Raw genomic sequence first — 15729 nt, 5'->3', positions numbered from 1 at the left:
TGGCCAAAGTCGATTGGAAATCAGAGCCGGTTGCCCGTCTCGGCGTCGAAGAGATGGATCTGGTCGAGGCGCGGCTTGAGATTGAGCGTGTCGCCGGGTTTGAAGTCGTGGCGCTCGCGAAACAGCGCCACCATCTCGCCGTCGCCGAAGCGCACGAAGACCAGCGTCTCGGAACCGGTCGGTTCGACCACCGAGATTTTTGCCGGCACGCCGTCGGGATGGATTTCGAGATGCTCGGGCCGCACGCCATAGACCACGGCCTGGCCCTCCTTGGCGGCGCTGCCGGCCGCGATCGGGAACAGCGTGCCTGCTATCTCGACCTTGTCGCCCTTGCGCACCACGCCTTTGAGCAGGTTCATCGACGGCGAGCCGATGAAGCCGGCGACAAACAGATTGGCCGGCCGGTCGAACAATTCCAATGGCGCGCCGACCTGCTCGATACGACCGTCGCGCATGACCACGATCTTGTCGGCCATGGTCATGGCCTCGATCTGGTCGTGGGTGACGTAGATGGTGGTGGTCTTCAGCCGCTGGTGCAGTTCCTTGATCTCGGTGCGCATCTGCACGCGCAGCTTGGCGTCGAGATTGGAGAGCGGCTCGTCGAACAGGAAGACTTGCGGATTGCGCACGATGGCGCGGCCCATGGCGACGCGCTGGCGCTGGCCGCCGGATAGCTGGCGCGGATAACGTTTCAGGTACGGATTGAGGTCGAGAATGTCGGCGGCGCGCTTGACCCGCTCGGCGACCACGGCTGGATCGGTCTTGCGCAGCTTCAGCGCAAACGCCATGTTCTGCTCCACCGTCTTGTGCGGATAGAGCGCGTAGTTCTGGAACACCATGGCGATGTCGCGCTTGGCCGGCGGCAGATTGTTGACGATGCGCTCGCCAATGGCGATCGTGCCGCCGGAGACGGTCTCCAGCCCGGCCACCATCCTGAGCAGCGTGGACTTGCCGCAGCCCGACGGGCCGACCAACACCACGAACTGGCCATCGGCGATATCGACGCTGACCTCGTGCAGGACCTTGACGGTTCCGAACGCCTTGGCCACATTGCTGATCGCGACTTGAGCCATCGTCCCCCCTTTTCTCGCGGTGAAGCTAGCCATTGCCAAGGGCAAGGGCAAGTCGGTATGTTATCGATAAAAAGCCATTCGTGTTGACAAGGTAATCGATTACGCAAATATTAGCTGTTGCCAATCCGGCAGTCGGATTTTTATCCGGAAATCGGAGCTCCAGGCGACGCAGGGTGGGGTCCCACGTCCCCGTATGATAAAGGAGAACCGCCGACGTTTCGGCGTCGGAGGGATTGGCATTTTAATTCACGACTGTTGTTCTGGGAGGAATAGATGAGAGTCGGTCTGTACGAAAAACTCGTCCGCGCGGGTGCCACCCGGCGTGACATACTCAAAGGCGCGGCCTCGATGGCCGCGATCGCCGCCGCATCGGGCGCTGGGCTCGGCGCTTTCACCCGCCCGGCTGAAGCCGCCAGCGAGCTACGCTCCAAAATTCTGCAGATCCCCGGCGTCGGCAAAGGCCAGCCGACGGATGCCGACTTCCAGAAGGTAGGCGAACTCTGCCTGGAAGCCACCAAGGCCAATGTCAAGGAAGGCGAATTCGCCGGCGTCGAGCTCACCTTCATGGGCCTCAACAACCAGAACCTGCACAATGTGCTGTTCCGCGGCTTCCTGAAGCCGTGGGAGGCCTATACCGGCGCCAAGATCAGCTGGATCGACCTGGCGCAGGCCGACTACAATGCCCGCCTGCAGCAGTCGATCGCCACCGGCACCGTCGACTTCGACATCATCGAGATGGGCGCGCCCTTCGAAGGCGATGTCTGCGGCAAGGGCCTGACCTCCGAGATGCCCGACTGGGTCAAAGAGCAGATCGACATGAAGGATGTCGTGGCCTACCTGCAGCCGCCGGTCGGCACCTGGGACGGCAAGCAGTACCGGATCACCGTCGATGGCGATGCGCACAACTTCAACTACCGCACCGACGTTTTTGCCGATGCCGACCTCGCCAAGGCGTGGAAGGACGGCGGTGCGACCACCGAATGGGGTGTGCCGAAGACCTGGCAGGAAGTCCAGGCCGTCACAAAATTCCTTAAGGGCAAGAAGTTCAAGGACCAGGACGTCTTCGGCTATCTCGATGCGCCCAAGGCCTGGGGCGGTTTCGGCTTCTACTTCCTCGGCAGCCGCGCCACCGCCTATGCCAAGCATCCCGACGACAAGGCCTGGCTGTTCGATGCCGACACGATGAAGCCGCGCATCAACAATCCGGCCTGGGTGCGCGCCATCCAGGACGTCATCGACGCGCTGCCGTCGGAGCCCGCCGACCAGATCAACGCCGACCCGAACACGACAGCCTTCCAGCAGTTCCTGGCCGGCACCGGTTCAATGGTCACCTGGTGGGGCGACGTCGGCTCCAACGTCAAGACCAACGATAGCTCGGTCATCGGCGACGTCACCGGCTTCTCGATCCTGCCGGGATCCGACGACGTCTACAATGCCAAGACCGGCGCCTGGGACAAACTCGCCAGCGGCCCGAACTATGCGCCAAACTGTGCCTATCTCGGCTGGGGCGTCTATGTCATGGCCCGCGTCGACAGCGACGAAAAGAAGAAAAAAGCGGCATGGTCGGCCGCCGCTCATCTCGGCGGCAAGGACCTGTCAATCTGGACGGCGATGTATCCGTCCGGCTTCCAGCCCTACCGCAACTCGCATTTCGACATTCCCGAATGGGTGGCGGCAGGCTACGACGAGGCGTTCATCACCTCGTATCTGAAGTCGGAAGCCGACAGCTACAACCATCCGAACGCGGCGATCGAACCGCGCATCCCCGGCATCTTCCAGTACTATTCGGCTGCCGAGGACATTCTGGCCAACACATTCGCCGGCAAGATGAAGGCGCAGGAAGGCGCCGACGCCATTGCCGCGGCCTGGGAGAAGCTGACCGACCAGATCGGCCGCGAAAACCAGATCAAGCTCTACAAGGCCTCGCTCGGCGTGTAGGCTGATCCTATCGTGACAACAGGTCCGGCGGTGCAAGCCGCCGGACCTGACCGGCTCGGGCCGGTCGCAGGCTTGATTTTTTAAACGGACGGGGACGCGTGGCTGACCAGACCACCAATGTATGGCCGGCCAACGCCGGCCCAGCCGATCTGATCTCGCCGGCCCGCAAGCGGGCGGGTTTTGCCCTGATGGCGGCCGCCACGCTTGGCCTGCTGGCGGTGATCGCGTTTGAGATCCTCTACAAGAACGAGATCACCACGCTCGGCTTCGAGACCTGGCGTCCGATCGTCTACGCCTATGTTCTGTGGGGCGTGACTCTTGGCATCGGCCAGGTGCTGACGCGCGGCGAGGACGGCCAGCGCGCGCTGTTCCTGCTGCCGGCGCTGCTGTTCACCATCGCCATGGTGATCTTCCCGACGCTGTTCGGCTTCTATATCGCGCTGACCGACTGGAACCTGTCGTCCTTTTCCGGCCGCAAGTTCAACGGGCTCGACAATTTCTGGCAGATGCTGGCCGATCCCTACTACCGCAACGCGCTGTTCAACATGGTGCTTTATGTGCTCGCCGTGCTGGTTGAGTATGTGATTGCCTTCGGCCTGGCGCTGCTGCTCAACGCGCAGATCCGGGCGCGCAAATTCTTCCGAGTCGTCTTCCTGATGCCGCTGATGCTGTCGCCGGTCGCGGTGTCGTGGATGATCGGCAAATCGCTGATGGAGTACCGTTTCGGGCCGGCGGCGACGCTGGCGCGCCATCTCGGCTGGGAAAACCCCGCCTTCTTCTCCAACCCGATCACCGCCCGCATCTCGATCATGGTGCTCGACGCCTGGACCTTCATCCCGTTCATGATGATCATGCTGCTGGCCGGCTTGCAGGCGATGTCGCGCGACGTGCTGGAAGCGGCGCGCGTCGATGGCGCCACGCCCTGGCAGACTTTCTGGCAGGTCACCTTCCCGCTGATGCTGCCGGTGTCGGTCACGGCGGTGATCCTGCGCATCATCTTCAAGTTGAAGCTCGCCGACATCATCATCACCGTGACCTCCGGCGGGCCCGGCGGCGCCACGGATTCGGTGTCGAGCTTCATCTACCGCGAATACCGCGACCGTTCGAATGTCGGCTACGGCACCATGCTGGCGATGGCCTATCTCGTCATCATCGTCGTGTTCGTGACCTGGCTGTTGAAATTCGCAAATCGCTTCGTGCGCAACGTGAACTGACGAGGCACAATGAGCGTCCAGACCACCGACTATGCTGCCTCGGAAATCCGCTCACCGCTGGGTTTTCTGGCCAATCGCATCTTCATCTATGGCGCGCTGGCGTTCTGGGCCTTCATCTGCCTGTTCCCGATCTACTGGACCATCACCACCTCGTTCAAGACCGCGGTCGACGTCACGCAAGGACACCTCATCCCGTTCGTCGACTTCCAACCGGACTGGAAGGGCTGGCGCTCGCTCGGCCTGTCGCCGGATTCGATCTTCCAGACCTCGACGGTGCGGGAGGAGTTTTTCAAGCGCTTCATGAATTCGGTCATCACCTCGGTCGGCGCGTCGAGCCTCGCCATCGTCATCGGCAGCCTCGCCGCCTATGGGCTGACCCGGTACCGCTATCAGTTCGCCTGGTTCAAGAACGAGGACATCTCCTTCTTCTTCCTGTCGCAGTTGATCCTGCCGCCGGTGGTGCTCGCCCTGCCCTTCCTGGTGCTCTACCGCGAAGTCGGCCTGCTCGACACACGCATCGGCCTGATCCTGCTCTACACGCTGATGGTGCTGCCGATCGTCATCTGGATCATGCGCGACCAGTTCAACTCGATCCCTGTCGAACTCGAGGAGGCAGCGCTGGTCGACGGCCTGTCGATCTGGGGCGCTTTTTTCCGCATCGTCATGCCGATTGCGCTGCCGGGCATGGTCGCCGCTTTCATCCTGGCGATGGTGCTGTGCTGGAACGAGTACTTTTTTGCGGCACTGCTGACCTCGACGGACGCCAAGACCATCCCGGTGATGGTGGCGAGCCAGACCGGCTCGCAAGGCATCAACTGGTGGTCGATGGCGGCGCTTGCCACCGCCGCGATCGCACCGCTGGCGGTCATCGGGATTGCGCTTGAACGCTATCTCATCATGGGCATGACGGCTGGCGCGGTGAAGTAGGGCGAGAGGCGGCGTGCCCCTCTACTGTTGACCTCGGCGGGACAGCACCCCCCTCTGGCCTGCCGGCCTTCTCCCCCGGAAGGAGGGAGATCGGCAGCTTTGGCTGCATCGCTTTTCTTGCGACGTAGGTGATTGGCGAAAGCGGAAATGACATCTGATCGCCCCCCTTGCGGGGGAGATGTCCGGCAGGACAGAGGGGGTGTGAAGGATCGCTACAGAGCGACTTTGTCTGCTAGCGCCTCAATATCGCCCTCAGGTGATCCATGATCATCGCCACACCCTTTCGCCCCAGCTCCGCCGAGGCCTCCGGCGCACTCGCCGTATACCACGCGGTATTCTCGCCAAAACGCCCGGCATCGACCGCTTCCGGACACAGTGCCAGCATCAATGATGTCTCGCCAACACCGGCGTGATCGAACGGATACTTCCCGTTCATGGCAGCCGACATCAGCGGGTGCACCTGCACCCAGTTGAAGAAATTCTCGCCGGCGGCGTGCCCGGCATAATAATCGACCATCTCGTCTGAGCCCCACCAGCCCTCGCCGCGCTGCTTCTCGAGGAAGCGGAAGATCGCCTGGCGGCCGGCGGCCTTGAAGGCGAGATCGGTCGGCATGCCGGCGGCAAAGTTCTCGGTCTGGTGGTGTATGATGGCGTTGATGTTACGAAAGCCGATGCGCAGCAGGCTGTAGAACAATTCTTCGGCGAACGGCGCCAGCTGGTTGCCGCCGACCTGCACCGAGCCGTTGCCTTCAGGTGCTGCCACCACATAGCTCGCCGCACCGTAGTAGAAAGCCGGCAGGATGACGATGTCGGCCTCCTTCTCGTAGAGCTCCAGCGTCTTGACGACGGCCAGCGTGTCCATGCCGACAGCCATGTGCTCGCCGTGATATTCGAGCACGCCGAGCGGGAGAGCGACCGGCCAGTTCTCGGCGATCGCCTTGCGGATCTGGTGCGGCAACATCAGTTCGTAGCGCATGATCTATTCCATGTTGGTGTGGCGGGTGCGCATGGCCTCGGACGACTGGCCGGTCAGCGCCTTGAGCTTCAGCACCATCACCTCGAACAGCAGGAACAGCGCCCCTTCGAAGACCGAGCCCATCGGCAGCAGCGATGTCTTTTGTGGCCCCTGGTCACGCGCCATGGTCTGCGCCGGGATCAGCAAGGTGAAGTCGGCAAGCGCGACCGCACTACTGCCTGCCTCGGCGGTGAGCAAAAGCACGGTGGCGCCGGCCTGGCGGGCGACTTGCATCAAGGTAAGCACCGTCGTCGTCTCGCCCGGGCCGGAACTGACCAGGAAGACATCGGCTGGGCCAAGCGGTGGCGTGTTCATGTCGCCGACCACCGACACCTCAAGGCCAAGGTGATAGAGGCGCATGGCGAAACCCTTGAGCTGCAAGGCCTCGCGGCCGCAGCCATAGACGACGATCTTTTGCGCGCGGGCCAGGGTTTCGCAGGCGGTGTAGATGCCGGCTTCGTCGACGCGCGCCAGTACGGCGCCCAGCTCTTGCAGGGCGGTCGAAAACATATCCGAGCCGGCATTCGTCATGAGAGTCCCATCTGTCCGGCTGGGTTTGTGGCCGGTGATTTCGGGTTGCGCGCTTTCGCAAAAAGGCTTGTTTTTGTTCATGCTATCACCGCGAAAATGCCTGTCCAACGGCCATGGCGGCTTTTGCTGAGCCAGCGGCGTGATAGTGTCATGTCAGACAATCAATCCAGGAAATCAGCACGACATGAAGACACGGCATTTCGACCGCATCGGCAATGGCGGCCTCGACTTTACCGAGCTTGGCTTCGGCAGCGCGCCGCTCGGCAACCTTTACCGCGCCGTCCCCGACGAGGATGCCAACGCGACGCTGGAGGCGGCGTGGGCGACCGGCTGCCGTTACTACGACACCGCGCCGCTCTATGGCCTGGGCCTTGCCGAAACACGGCTCAATGCCTTCCTGCGCGGCAGGAAGCGCGACGACTATGTGCTGTCGAGCAAGGTCGGTCGCCTGTTGCGCGCCTGCCCGCCGGAGGAACGAACCGGCATCGGCAAGTTCTTCGACACACCGACGCGCAAGGAGGTCTACGACTACAGCTATGACGGCGTCATGCGCTCGTTCGAGGCGTCGCTGGAACGGCTTGGCGTCGACCGCATCGACATCCTTTTCGTCCATGACCTCGACATCTTCACCCATGGCAGCAAGGAGGCGTCAGACCAGCGCATCGAGGAATTCATGGCCTCGGGCTACAACGGACTGGTTGCACTGCGCGACCAGGGCGTGATCAAGGCCTTCGGCGGCGGCATCAACGAATGGGAGGTTTGCCAGACGCTGGCGGAGCGTGGCGACTTCGACCTGTTCCTGCTGGCCGGGCGCTACACGCTGCTGGAACAGGAAGCGCTTGCCACCTTCCTGCCGCTCTGTGAGCAACGCGGCATCGGCATCGTTCTCGGCGGTCCTTACAATTCCGGCATCCTGGCGACCGGGCCGAAGCCAGGCGCCTATTACAATTACTCCGAGGCGCCAAGGGACATCATGGATCGCGTCGGGCGCATCGAGGCCGTCTGCCAGCGCCATGGCGTCAGGCTGATCGAGGCGGCGCTGCAGTTTCCGCTGCTGCACCCTTCCGTGGTGTCGGTCATCCCCGGCGGCCAGCGGCCGAGTGAAGTCGAAAGCAACCGCGCCCTGCTCGATGCCAAGCTGCCTGCGGCGCTGTGGGCGGACCTCAAGCAGGAAGGCCTGATGCGCGCGGATGCGCCGGTGGGCTGAAGGCTCGCCTCAGCGGGCTGACGGCCTGCCGCCATCGAGGCAAAAGAAAAGCCGGGCGAACCCGGCTTTTCAACATTCTCTGAAAAATTTTTAGTTGACCGCGTCCTTGAGGCCTTTGCCGGCCGAGAACTTCGGCACGGTACGCGCCGGAATCTTCACTTCCGCGCCAGTCTGCGGGTTGCGGCCAGTCGATGCCGCACGCTTGGAGACGGTGAAATTTCCGAAGCCGACGAGCCGTACATCGCCGCCCTTCTTCAGTTCGCCAGTGATGACGGAGAACACCGCCTCAACCGCCGACTGTGCGTCACCCTTCGAAATGCTCGCGGATTCAGCGACAGCGGAAACCAGTTCGTTCTTGTTCATAAAAATTCCCTTCCATGAGAAAACCGGAACTTTCGACTCATCCGGCAGGAGAGGGACTTTAGAAAGAAGCGCTCGCAAACCCAAGTCAAAAAGCCGGAAAAAAGTTGAAAAAAGCCCGGAAATGGTGGGTTTTTCACATGAAAAAGCCGGGCTCAAGGCCCGGCTCTCTCTTTGTGCACTGCAACTTTAGTAGTTTCTAATGTGCAAGCGACTTTCCAGCATCGTCAACGGTATCGGTGGAAGCCGGCGGATTGACCGGCTCGACCCACTCGATTGGCTCCGGCATGCGCACCAGCGCGTGCCTCAGAACCTCGCCGACACGTGAGACCGGAATGATCTCCATACCGTTCTTCACATTGTCCGGTATCTCCGCCAGATCCTTGGCGTTGTCTTCCGGGATCAGCACCTTCTTGATGCCGCCGCGCAATGCGGCGAGCAGCTTCTCCTTGAGGCCGCCGATCGGCAAGATGCGGCCGCGAAGCGTTATCTCGCCAGTCATCGCCACATCGGCCCGGACCGGAATACCAGTCATGACAGACACGATGGCTGTCGCCATGGCAGCACCTGCAGACGGACCGTCCTTCGGCGTGGCGCCTTCGGGCAAGTGGACGTGGATGTCACGCTTGTCGAACAGCGGCGGCTCGATGCCGAAATCGATGGCCCGCGAGCGGACATAAGAGGCCGCCGCCGAGATCGATTCCTTCATCACGTCGCGCAGATTGCCGGTCACCGTCATGCGGCCCTTGCCGGGCATCATGACGCCTTCGACCGTCAGCAGCTCGCCGCCGACTTCCGTCCAGGCAAGACCGGTGACGACACCGACCTGATCGTCAGCCTCGACCTGGCCGAAGCGGAAGCGCGGAACACCGAGGTAATCGGCGAGGTTCGCCGCCGTGATGCTCACCGTCTTCTTCTTCGTCTTCAGGATCTCGGTCACCGCCTTGCGCCCGAGCTTCATCAGCTCGCGCTCCAGGCTTCTGACGCCCGCTTCACGGGTGTAGGTCTGGATGATGCCGCGGATCGCGTCCTCGCCGACGGAGAATTCCTTCGGCTGCAGGGCATGATCGCGGATCACCTTGGGCATCAGGTGACGCTTGGCGATCTCGATCTTCTCGTCCTCGGTGTAGCCGGCGATACGGATGATCTCCATGCGGTCCATCAGGGGCGCAGGGATGTTCAGCGTGTTCGCCGTCGTCACGAACATCACGCTCGACAGGTCGTATTCGACCTCGAGGTAATGGTCCATGAACGTCGAGTTCTGCTCGGGATCGAGCACCTCGAGCAAAGCCGATGACGGATCGCCGCGGAAGTCCTGGCCCATCTTGTCGATCTCGTCGAGCAGGAAGAGCGGGTTGGACTTCTTGGCCTTCTTCATCGACTGGATGACCTTGCCGGGCATCGAGCCGATATAGGTGCGGCGGTGGCCACGGATCTCGGCCTCGTCACGCACGCCGCCAAGCGCCATGCGGATGAACTCGCGGCCGGTCGCCTTGGCGATCGACTTGCCGAGTGAGGTCTTGCCGACGCCGGGAGGGCCGACGAGGCACAGGATCGGCCCCTTCAGCTTCTTCTGGCGGCTTTGCACGGCGAGATACTCGACGATGCGGTCCTTGACCTTGTCGAGGCCGAAATGATCGGTGTCGAGCACGTTCTGCGCAAACGCCAGGTCCTGCTTGACCTTGGAGTTCTTGCCCCACGGGATCGACAGGATCCAGTCGAGGTAGTTGCGCACGACGGTCGATTCCGCCGACATCGGCGACATCGTTCGCAGCTTCTTCAACTCGGCTTCCGCCTTTTCGCGGGCCTCCTTGGAGAGCTTGGTCTTCTTGATGCGCGCCTCGATCTCGGCGGCCTCGTCGCGGCCGTCCTCGCCTTCGCCGAGCTCCTTCTGGATCGCCTTCATCTGCTCGTTGAGGTAATATTCGCGCTGCGTCTTCTCCATCTGGCGCTTGACGCGCGAGCGGATGCGCTTCTCCACCTGCAGGACGGAGATTTCGGCTTCCATGAAGCCCATCGCCTTTTCCAGCCGTTCCTTGACGGACAGCGTGGCCAGCATCTCCTGCTTCTCGGGGATCTTGATGGCGAGGTGCGAAGCAACCGTATCGGCGAGCTTGGAATAGTCGTCGATCTGGCTGGCGGCGCCCACCACTTCAGGCGAGATCTTCTTGTTCAGCTTGACGTAGTTTTCGAAGTCGGTGACGACCGAACGGGCGAGCGCCTCGACCTCGACCTCTTCCTCCTCCGGCTCGACCAGCGCCGTGGCGGTAGCTTCGTGGAAGTCCGGACGGTCGGTGAACGAGACGATCTTGGCACGCGACGCGCCTTCGACCAGCACCTTGACGGTGCCGTCGGGCAGCTTCAGCAATTGCAGCACATTGGCGAGCGTGCCGATGTCGAAGATCGCATCCGGCTCGGGATCGTCATCGGCGGCATTCATCTGGGTGGCAAGCAGGATCTGCTTTTCCTGACCCATAACCTCTTCCAGCGCCTTGATCGACTTTTCACGCCCGACAAAGAGCGGAACGATCATGTGCGGGAACACCACGATGTCGCGCAGTGGGAGGACTGCGAAGACGCCGTCGCTGGGAGCCTTGGATATTTTGGCCATTGTCCAACCTTTCATGTCGCGGCCGCTAATCGAGCCAACCGCGAATCTCATATTAACGACCGGGGATCGTTCCGCCTACCACCGTTTGTGACGGGAGTTTTACAGCACAGAATTCGGCACCACGGCCTTCCGATGTTAGTTGGATGCACGAGGGGCAAAGATCAAGGGTCGACACGTTCGTTCATCCACTCCGTCACAAGGATCGGTACCTCACCACAGCAAAACGGCGCCCCGCGGGCGCCGTTCCATAAAAAGGTTAGGCCAGATGCCAGATCAGGCGCTGACGTTGCCCTTCTTTTCCTTCTGCTCGGAATAGATGTAGAGCGGCCGGGCGCTGCCGGTCACCACTTCTTCCGAAATCACCACTTCGCGCACGCCTTCCAGGGCGGGCAGTTCGAACATGGTGTCGAGCAGGATCGCTTCCATGATCGAGCGGAGGCCACGGGCGCCGGTCTTGCGCTCGATGGCGCGCTTGGCGATCGCCGACAACGCATTCTCGTGGAAGGTCAGGTCGACACTCTCCATCTCGAACAGCCGTTGATACTGTTTGACCAGCGCGTTTTTCGGCTCGGTCAGGATCTGGATCAGCGCCGGCTCGTCGAGGTCTTCCAGCGTCGCCAGGACCGGCAGACGGCCGACAAACTCGGGGATGAGGCCGAACTTCAAGAGATCCTCGGGCTCGACCAGGCGGAACACGTCACCGGTGCGACGATCCTCGGGCGAAGCCACGATGGCGCCGAAGCCGATGGAAGTCTTCCTGCCGCGATCCGAGATGATCTTGTCCAGCCCGGCGAAGGCGCCGCCGCAGATGAACAGGATATTGGCGGTGTCGACCTGCAGGAACTCCTGCTGCGGATGCTTGCGGCCGCCCTGCGGCGGCACGGAGGCAACGGTGCCTTCCATGATCTTCAGAAGCGCCTGCTGCACACCCTCGCCCGACACGTCGCGGGTGATCGATGGGTTGTCGGACTTGCGCGAAATCTTGTCGATTTCATCGATGTAGACGATGCCGCGCTGGGCGCGCTCGACATTGTAGTCGGCCGACTGCAGCAGCTTCAGGATGATGTTTTCGACGTCCTCGCCGACGTAACCGGCTTCGGTCAGCGTCGTCGCGTCGGCCATGGTGAAGGGCACGTCGATGATGCGGGCCAGCGTCTGGGCAAGCAGCGTCTTGCCGCAGCCGGTCGGGCCGATCAGCAGGATGTTGGACTTCGCCAATTCGACGTCGTTGTTCTTGCCGGCATGCGCCAGGCGCTTGTAGTGGTTGTGGACAGCCACCGACAGCACGCGCTTGGCGTAGGGCTGGCCGATGACATAGTCGTCGAGAACCTTCAGGATCTCCTGCGGGGTCGGCACGCCCTCGCGCGACTTCACCATCGAGGTCTTGTTCTCCTCGCGGATGATGTCCATGCACAGCTCTACGCACTCGTCGCAGATGAACACCGTTGGGCCGGCGATCAGCTTGCGCACCTCGTGCTGGCTTTTGCCGCAAAACGAGCAATAAAGCGTGTTCTTCGAATCACCGCTGTTGTTGCCGACTTTGCTCATTTTCCTGTCCTTTCATGGCCGCCCGCCGATGGTCTGGCTGAAAGGGCGCATATTCTATCTATCGCGGGAATTCGCCGCCGCCAGTGTCCCGGCTCCCGCAACGCATTCCGTACGAAACACAAATCAGAAAACGTCGCAATGATTCGCGCCAACCCTGCACAAAGCTAAGCCGTCGAAAATCAACATAGCCTTAACGTAGGCAATCCCATCCACCGAGGGAACAGCCAATTGTGGCCGAAATGCCGCAAATCCCAGCAAAAGCGCGTTATCCAGCCACGCAACTGCCATGCAGCGCTTATGCCGCAGCGCCTTCGACCGGCTCGCGCGACGAAATGACCTTGTCGATGAGGCCGAAATCCTTGGCTTCGTCGGCTGTCATGAAATGGTCGCGGTCAAGCGTCTTTTCAATGTCTTCGTAGCTCTTACCGGTGTGTTTGACGTAGACCTCGTTGAGGCGGCGCTTCAGCTTGATGATGTCCTGCGCGTGCCGCTCGATGTCGGAGGCCTGGCCCTGGAAACCGCCGGAAGGCTGGTGAACCATGATACGGGCGTTCGGCGTGGCAAAACGCATGTCCTTGTGGCCGGCGGTCAGAAGCAGCGAGCCCATCGACGCCGCCTGGCCGATGCACAGCGTCGACACTGCCGGCTTGATGAACTGCATGGTGTCGTAGATCGCCATGCCCGAGGTCACCACGCCGCCCGGCGAGTTGATGTAGAGATTGATCTCTTTCTTCGGGTTCTCGGCCTCGAGGAACAAAAGCTGTGCACAAACCAGCGTCGCCATACCGTCTTCGACCGGGCCGGTGATGAAAATGATGCGCTCTTTCAGCAGGCGCGAGAAAATGTCGTAGGCCCGCTCGCCGCGATTGGTCTGCTCGACCACCATCGGAACGAGGTTCATGTAGGTTTCGACGGGGTTCTTCATGGACTACCCTTTTTGGAGATGGGGATTCCGGCGCCGGAACATCGGGCAGAATCGGTTCTTGACGGTTAGAATGTAAATAGGATGCCGGCTCACCCTAGCGCAAGGCCGCCTCCTCCTAGCCATCTGGTTAAGTCGAATCAAGGTTTCCGCGCAAGGGAAAGTCCGAACGCGGCCAGCGGCGTTTTTGCGGTGTAGCAATTCCTTAACCGCGTCGCTTAACGAAACGCGGCGAAACCGCTTTCCCCCGGAGAACCATCCCCTACAGTTCAACGTTGAACCTCACCTTCTCGCGTTCAAACAGGGGGAGTGCCATGATCAGGAAAACTGTTTGCCTCGCCATTTCCGGCCTTGCCGGTCTCGGCATGGTGTCCGATGCGGTTGCCGACGGCCGGGCCGCCGAATGCTATGAGCCGGTGCACAGGCCGGCGCTCTATGACACCGTCTATGAAGACGTCATGGTCAGACCCGGCGGGCAGTTGGTCGACTATGATCCGCCGATCTATGGCACCATGGAGCGCGTCGAGCAGATCGCGCCGCCCCGAGTCACCTATGACATCGTACCGGCGAGAACCCGCACCGTTTACCGCACGGTCCAGGTCGACGATGGCGGCTATGCCTGGGAATGGCGCGTCATCCACGGCCGCAAGGTGCTGTGCAAGGTGTGGCGCAAGGCCCGCTACGCGCGTGTGGCCGAAACGGTGGTGGTTGAACCGGAGCGCACCCGCCGGGTTGTGCTGCCGGCCGAATATGAGAGCGTCGCCCATGAAGTGCTGGTGCGGCCCGAGCGGCGGCACGTCACCCAGATAGCGCCGTCATACCAGAGGATGGCGCGCCGGGTGGTGGTGCAGGAAGGCTCGACCAGCTGGCGCCGCGTGCATATTGCCAGGCATTGCGAGGATTAGACTTCGGTACTTCGCCGAGGTCCGCCTCGGTTGGCTCAATCCATAGGGCCGTCGGGTGCCAACATCCGGTCTGGCACCAAGCCGGCAAGCCGCGGTAATGGTCTGGCATGACCACATCCATGCCGCCCTACCTCGCCTTTGATCCAGCCACGCGCCGCCTGCGGCTCGACCCGCACGAACCGGCGTTTTTCCAGAACCCTTACGACGCCTATGCCGTCCTGCATGGCGCATCGAATGCCTTCTTCTGGGAGGAATTCGGCTCCTGGTGCTTTGGCGGCTTCGACGACGTCAACCGGCTGTTGCGCGACCGCCGCTTCGGCCGCCAGAACCCGGCCGGCATTCCCGACAGCCGCGGCATCGGCGAGGATCGCTCGCATTTGGCCGCTTTCGACGGCATCGAGAGCAATTCGATGCTGGAGCTGGAGCCGCCGGTGCACACCAGGCTCAGAACCCTGGTCAACCGCGCCTTCGTCTCGCGCCAGGTCGAGCGGCTGCGGCCGCGCGTGGAGGCGCTGGCCAATGAGCTGATCGACCGTTTCGAACCGCGCCACGTCGATCTATTGCCCAGCTTCGCCGCACCTTTGCCGATCACCATCATTGCCGAAATGCTCGGTGTGCCGGTCGAAATGGGGCCGCAACTGCTCGACTGGTCGCACCGGATGGTGGCCATGTACATGCATGGCCGGACGCGCGAGACCGAGCAAGCGGCCAATCGCGCCGCGCGCGATTTTTCCGACTTTTTGCGCGGCTATGTCACCGAGCGGCGCAAGAAGCCTGGCGACGACCTGCTGTCGCTGCTGATCGCGGCGCAGGAGGATGGCCAGAAGCTTTCTGAGGACGAACTGGTGTCGTCCGCCATCCTTTTGCTCAATGCCGGCCACGAGGCGACCGTCCATCAAACCGGCAACGCCGTGCGCACGTTGCTGGCGCAAGGCGGCGACCCCGGCCGTTTCTTCACCTCGCCGGAAGCAACCGCTGCGACGGTCGAGGAGTGCCTGCGCTTCGACGCGCCGCTGCACATGTTCACCCGCTACGCCTATCAGGAGGTCGAGGTGACATCCGGGGTTGTCGTACAACCGGGCGAGACGGTCGGCCTGCTGCTCGGCATGGCCAATCATGATCCGCTTGCCTTTGCCGAACCTGGCGCCTTCCGGCCCGGCCGACCAGACCAGAAGAATGTCTCGTTCGGCGCCGGTATCCATTTCTGTATTGGTGCGCCGCTGGCGCGGCTGGAATTGCAGGTGTCGCTGAAAACCCTGTTCGAGCGGCAGCCGCAACTCCATCTTGCGGAGCAGCCGCGCTTCCGCGACACCTATCATTTCCATGGGCTGGAAAGGCTCATTGTGAGCTTGTGAGGACGGCGGAGCCGACGCATGCCCGAGAAAATGAGATTCGCCTTTCTACAGGAACCACCCTTCTGCTTTATCGACGGATCGGGACGTCTGGGCGGCAGCGATGCCCAACTGGCCAAGAGGTCT

General features: G+C 61.9%; 13 protein-coding genes. 6 read left to right on the top strand and 7 right to left on the bottom strand.

Annotation, left to right across the window (positions count from 1 at the left end):
• Positions 1–20 precede the first annotated feature (20 nt).
• Complete coding sequence (locus NKK52_RS07385; protein ID WP_023682298.1) at positions 21–1073, bottom strand: ABC transporter ATP-binding protein; 1053 nt, start codon at positions 1071–1073, stop codon at positions 21–23.
• Positions 1074–1346: 273 nt separating this feature from the next.
• On the opposite strand from NKK52_RS07385, the gene NKK52_RS07380 reads away from it, so the two are divergent.
• The 3 genes from NKK52_RS07380 to NKK52_RS07370 all read left to right on the top strand — a co-directional run bounded on the left by NKK52_RS07380 (position 1347) and on the right by NKK52_RS07370 (position 5152).
• Positions 1347–3011 carry an ABC transporter substrate-binding protein gene (locus NKK52_RS07380; protein ID WP_023682299.1) on the top strand — a complete coding sequence of 555 codons (1665 nt, stop codon included), beginning with the start codon at positions 1347–1349 and terminating at the stop codon, positions 3009–3011.
• Positions 3012–3109: 98 nt separating this feature from the next.
• Positions 3110–4225, top strand: coding sequence for a carbohydrate ABC transporter permease (locus tag NKK52_RS07375; protein ID WP_023682300.1), 1116 nt, complete (start codon positions 3110–3112; stop codon positions 4223–4225).
• A 9-nt stretch (positions 4226–4234) separates the two neighbouring features.
• Positions 4235–5152: a carbohydrate ABC transporter permease gene (locus NKK52_RS07370; protein ID WP_023669427.1), complete on the top strand. Its 918-nt coding sequence runs from the start codon at positions 4235–4237 to the stop codon at positions 5150–5152.
• A 232-nt stretch (positions 5153–5384) separates the two neighbouring features.
• Here NKK52_RS07370 and NKK52_RS07365 read toward each other — a convergent pair whose 3' ends face one another.
• Positions 5385–6128: a creatininase family protein gene (locus NKK52_RS07365; RefSeq protein WP_023682301.1), complete on the bottom strand. Its 744-nt coding sequence runs from the start codon at positions 6126–6128 to the stop codon at positions 5385–5387.
• A gap of 3 nt (positions 6129–6131) precedes the next feature.
• Positions 6132–6698, bottom strand: a complete 567-nt coding sequence (locus tag NKK52_RS07360; protein ID WP_023682302.1) for an SIS domain-containing protein — start codon at positions 6696–6698, stop codon at positions 6132–6134.
• A gap of 184 nt (positions 6699–6882) precedes the next feature.
• Here NKK52_RS07360 and NKK52_RS07355 point away from each other — a divergent pair, with 184 nt between their 5' ends.
• Positions 6883–7905: an aldo/keto reductase gene (locus NKK52_RS07355; protein ID WP_023682303.1), complete on the top strand. Its 1023-nt coding sequence runs from the start codon at positions 6883–6885 to the stop codon at positions 7903–7905.
• Between the two features lie 90 nt (positions 7906–7995).
• Here NKK52_RS07355 and NKK52_RS07350 read toward each other — a convergent pair whose 3' ends face one another.
• The 4 genes from NKK52_RS07350 to clpP form a co-directional block, all read right to left on the bottom strand.
• Positions 7996–8268: an HU family DNA-binding protein gene (locus NKK52_RS07350; RefSeq protein ID WP_023669423.1), complete on the bottom strand. Its 273-nt coding sequence runs from the start codon at positions 8266–8268 to the stop codon at positions 7996–7998.
• 196 nt (positions 8269–8464) lie between these two features.
• Positions 8465–10876 carry an endopeptidase La gene (lon, locus tag NKK52_RS07345; RefSeq protein WP_023682304.1) on the bottom strand — a complete coding sequence of 804 codons (2412 nt, stop codon included), beginning with the start codon at positions 10874–10876 and terminating at the stop codon, positions 8465–8467.
• A gap of 273 nt (positions 10877–11149) precedes the next feature.
• Positions 11150–12424 carry an ATP-dependent Clp protease ATP-binding subunit ClpX gene (clpX, locus tag NKK52_RS07340; RefSeq protein ID WP_023682305.1) on the bottom strand — a complete coding sequence of 425 codons (1275 nt, stop codon included), beginning with the start codon at positions 12422–12424 and terminating at the stop codon, positions 11150–11152.
• A gap of 295 nt (positions 12425–12719) precedes the next feature.
• Positions 12720–13349 (bottom strand): ATP-dependent Clp endopeptidase proteolytic subunit ClpP, encoded by a 630-nt coding sequence (gene clpP / locus NKK52_RS07335; protein ID WP_023682306.1) that lies wholly within the window; start codon positions 13347–13349, stop codon positions 12720–12722.
• A gap of 311 nt (positions 13350–13660) precedes the next feature.
• On the opposite strand from clpP, the gene NKK52_RS07330 reads away from it, so the two are divergent.
• Both NKK52_RS07330 and NKK52_RS07325 read left to right on the top strand, forming a co-directional pair.
• Complete coding sequence (locus NKK52_RS07330; protein ID WP_023682307.1) at positions 13661–14251, top strand: hypothetical protein; 591 nt, start codon at positions 13661–13663, stop codon at positions 14249–14251.
• A gap of 107 nt (positions 14252–14358) precedes the next feature.
• On the top strand, positions 14359–15606 hold the full coding sequence (locus NKK52_RS07325; RefSeq protein ID WP_023682308.1) for a cytochrome P450: 1248 nt from the start codon (positions 14359–14361) through the stop codon (positions 15604–15606).
• Positions 15607–15729: the final 123 nt, after the last annotated feature.

This window comes from Mesorhizobium sp. C277A (assembly GCF_040324395.1).
In the GTDB taxonomy this organism is placed as follows: domain Bacteria; phylum Pseudomonadota; class Alphaproteobacteria; order Rhizobiales; family Rhizobiaceae; genus Mesorhizobium.
Note: the sequence above shows the minus strand (reverse complement) of the source record. Positions and strands in the feature narration are given on the sequence as shown.

What these genes read in the sequence shown, in the direction of transcription:
- NKK52_RS07385 (WP_023682298.1), bottom strand. Translation starts at nt 1,073, where the DNA reads ATGGCTCAAGTCGCGATCAGCAATGTGGCCAAGGCGTTCGGAACCGTC.
- NKK52_RS07380 (WP_023682299.1), top strand. Translation starts at nt 1,347, where the DNA reads ATGAGAGTCGGTCTGTACGAAAAACTCGTCCGCGCGGGTGCCACCCGG.
- NKK52_RS07370 (WP_023669427.1), top strand. Translation starts at nt 4,235, where the DNA reads ATGAGCGTCCAGACCACCGACTATGCTGCCTCGGAAATCCGCTCACCG.
- NKK52_RS07365 (WP_023682301.1), bottom strand. Translation starts at nt 6,128, where the DNA reads ATGCGCTACGAACTGATGTTGCCGCACCAGATCCGCAAGGCGATCGCC.
- NKK52_RS07360 (WP_023682302.1), bottom strand. Translation starts at nt 6,698, where the DNA reads ATGACGAATGCCGGCTCGGATATGTTTTCGACCGCCCTGCAAGAGCTG.
- NKK52_RS07355 (WP_023682303.1), top strand. Translation starts at nt 6,883, where the DNA reads ATGAAGACACGGCATTTCGACCGCATCGGCAATGGCGGCCTCGACTTT.
- NKK52_RS07350 (WP_023669423.1), bottom strand. Translation starts at nt 8,268, where the DNA reads ATGAACAAGAACGAACTGGTTTCCGCTGTCGCTGAATCCGCGAGCATT.
- lon (WP_023682304.1), bottom strand. Translation starts at nt 10,876, where the DNA reads ATGGCCAAAATATCCAAGGCTCCCAGCGACGGCGTCTTCGCAGTCCTC.
- clpX (WP_023682305.1), bottom strand. Translation starts at nt 12,424, where the DNA reads ATGAGCAAAGTCGGCAACAACAGCGGTGATTCGAAGAACACGCTTTAT.
- clpP (WP_023682306.1), bottom strand. Translation starts at nt 13,349, where the DNA reads ATGAAGAACCCCGTCGAAACCTACATGAACCTCGTTCCGATGGTGGTC.
- NKK52_RS07330 (WP_023682307.1), top strand. Translation starts at nt 13,661, where the DNA reads ATGATCAGGAAAACTGTTTGCCTCGCCATTTCCGGCCTTGCCGGTCTC.
- NKK52_RS07325 (WP_023682308.1), top strand. Translation starts at nt 14,359, where the DNA reads ATGACCACATCCATGCCGCCCTACCTCGCCTTTGATCCAGCCACGCGC.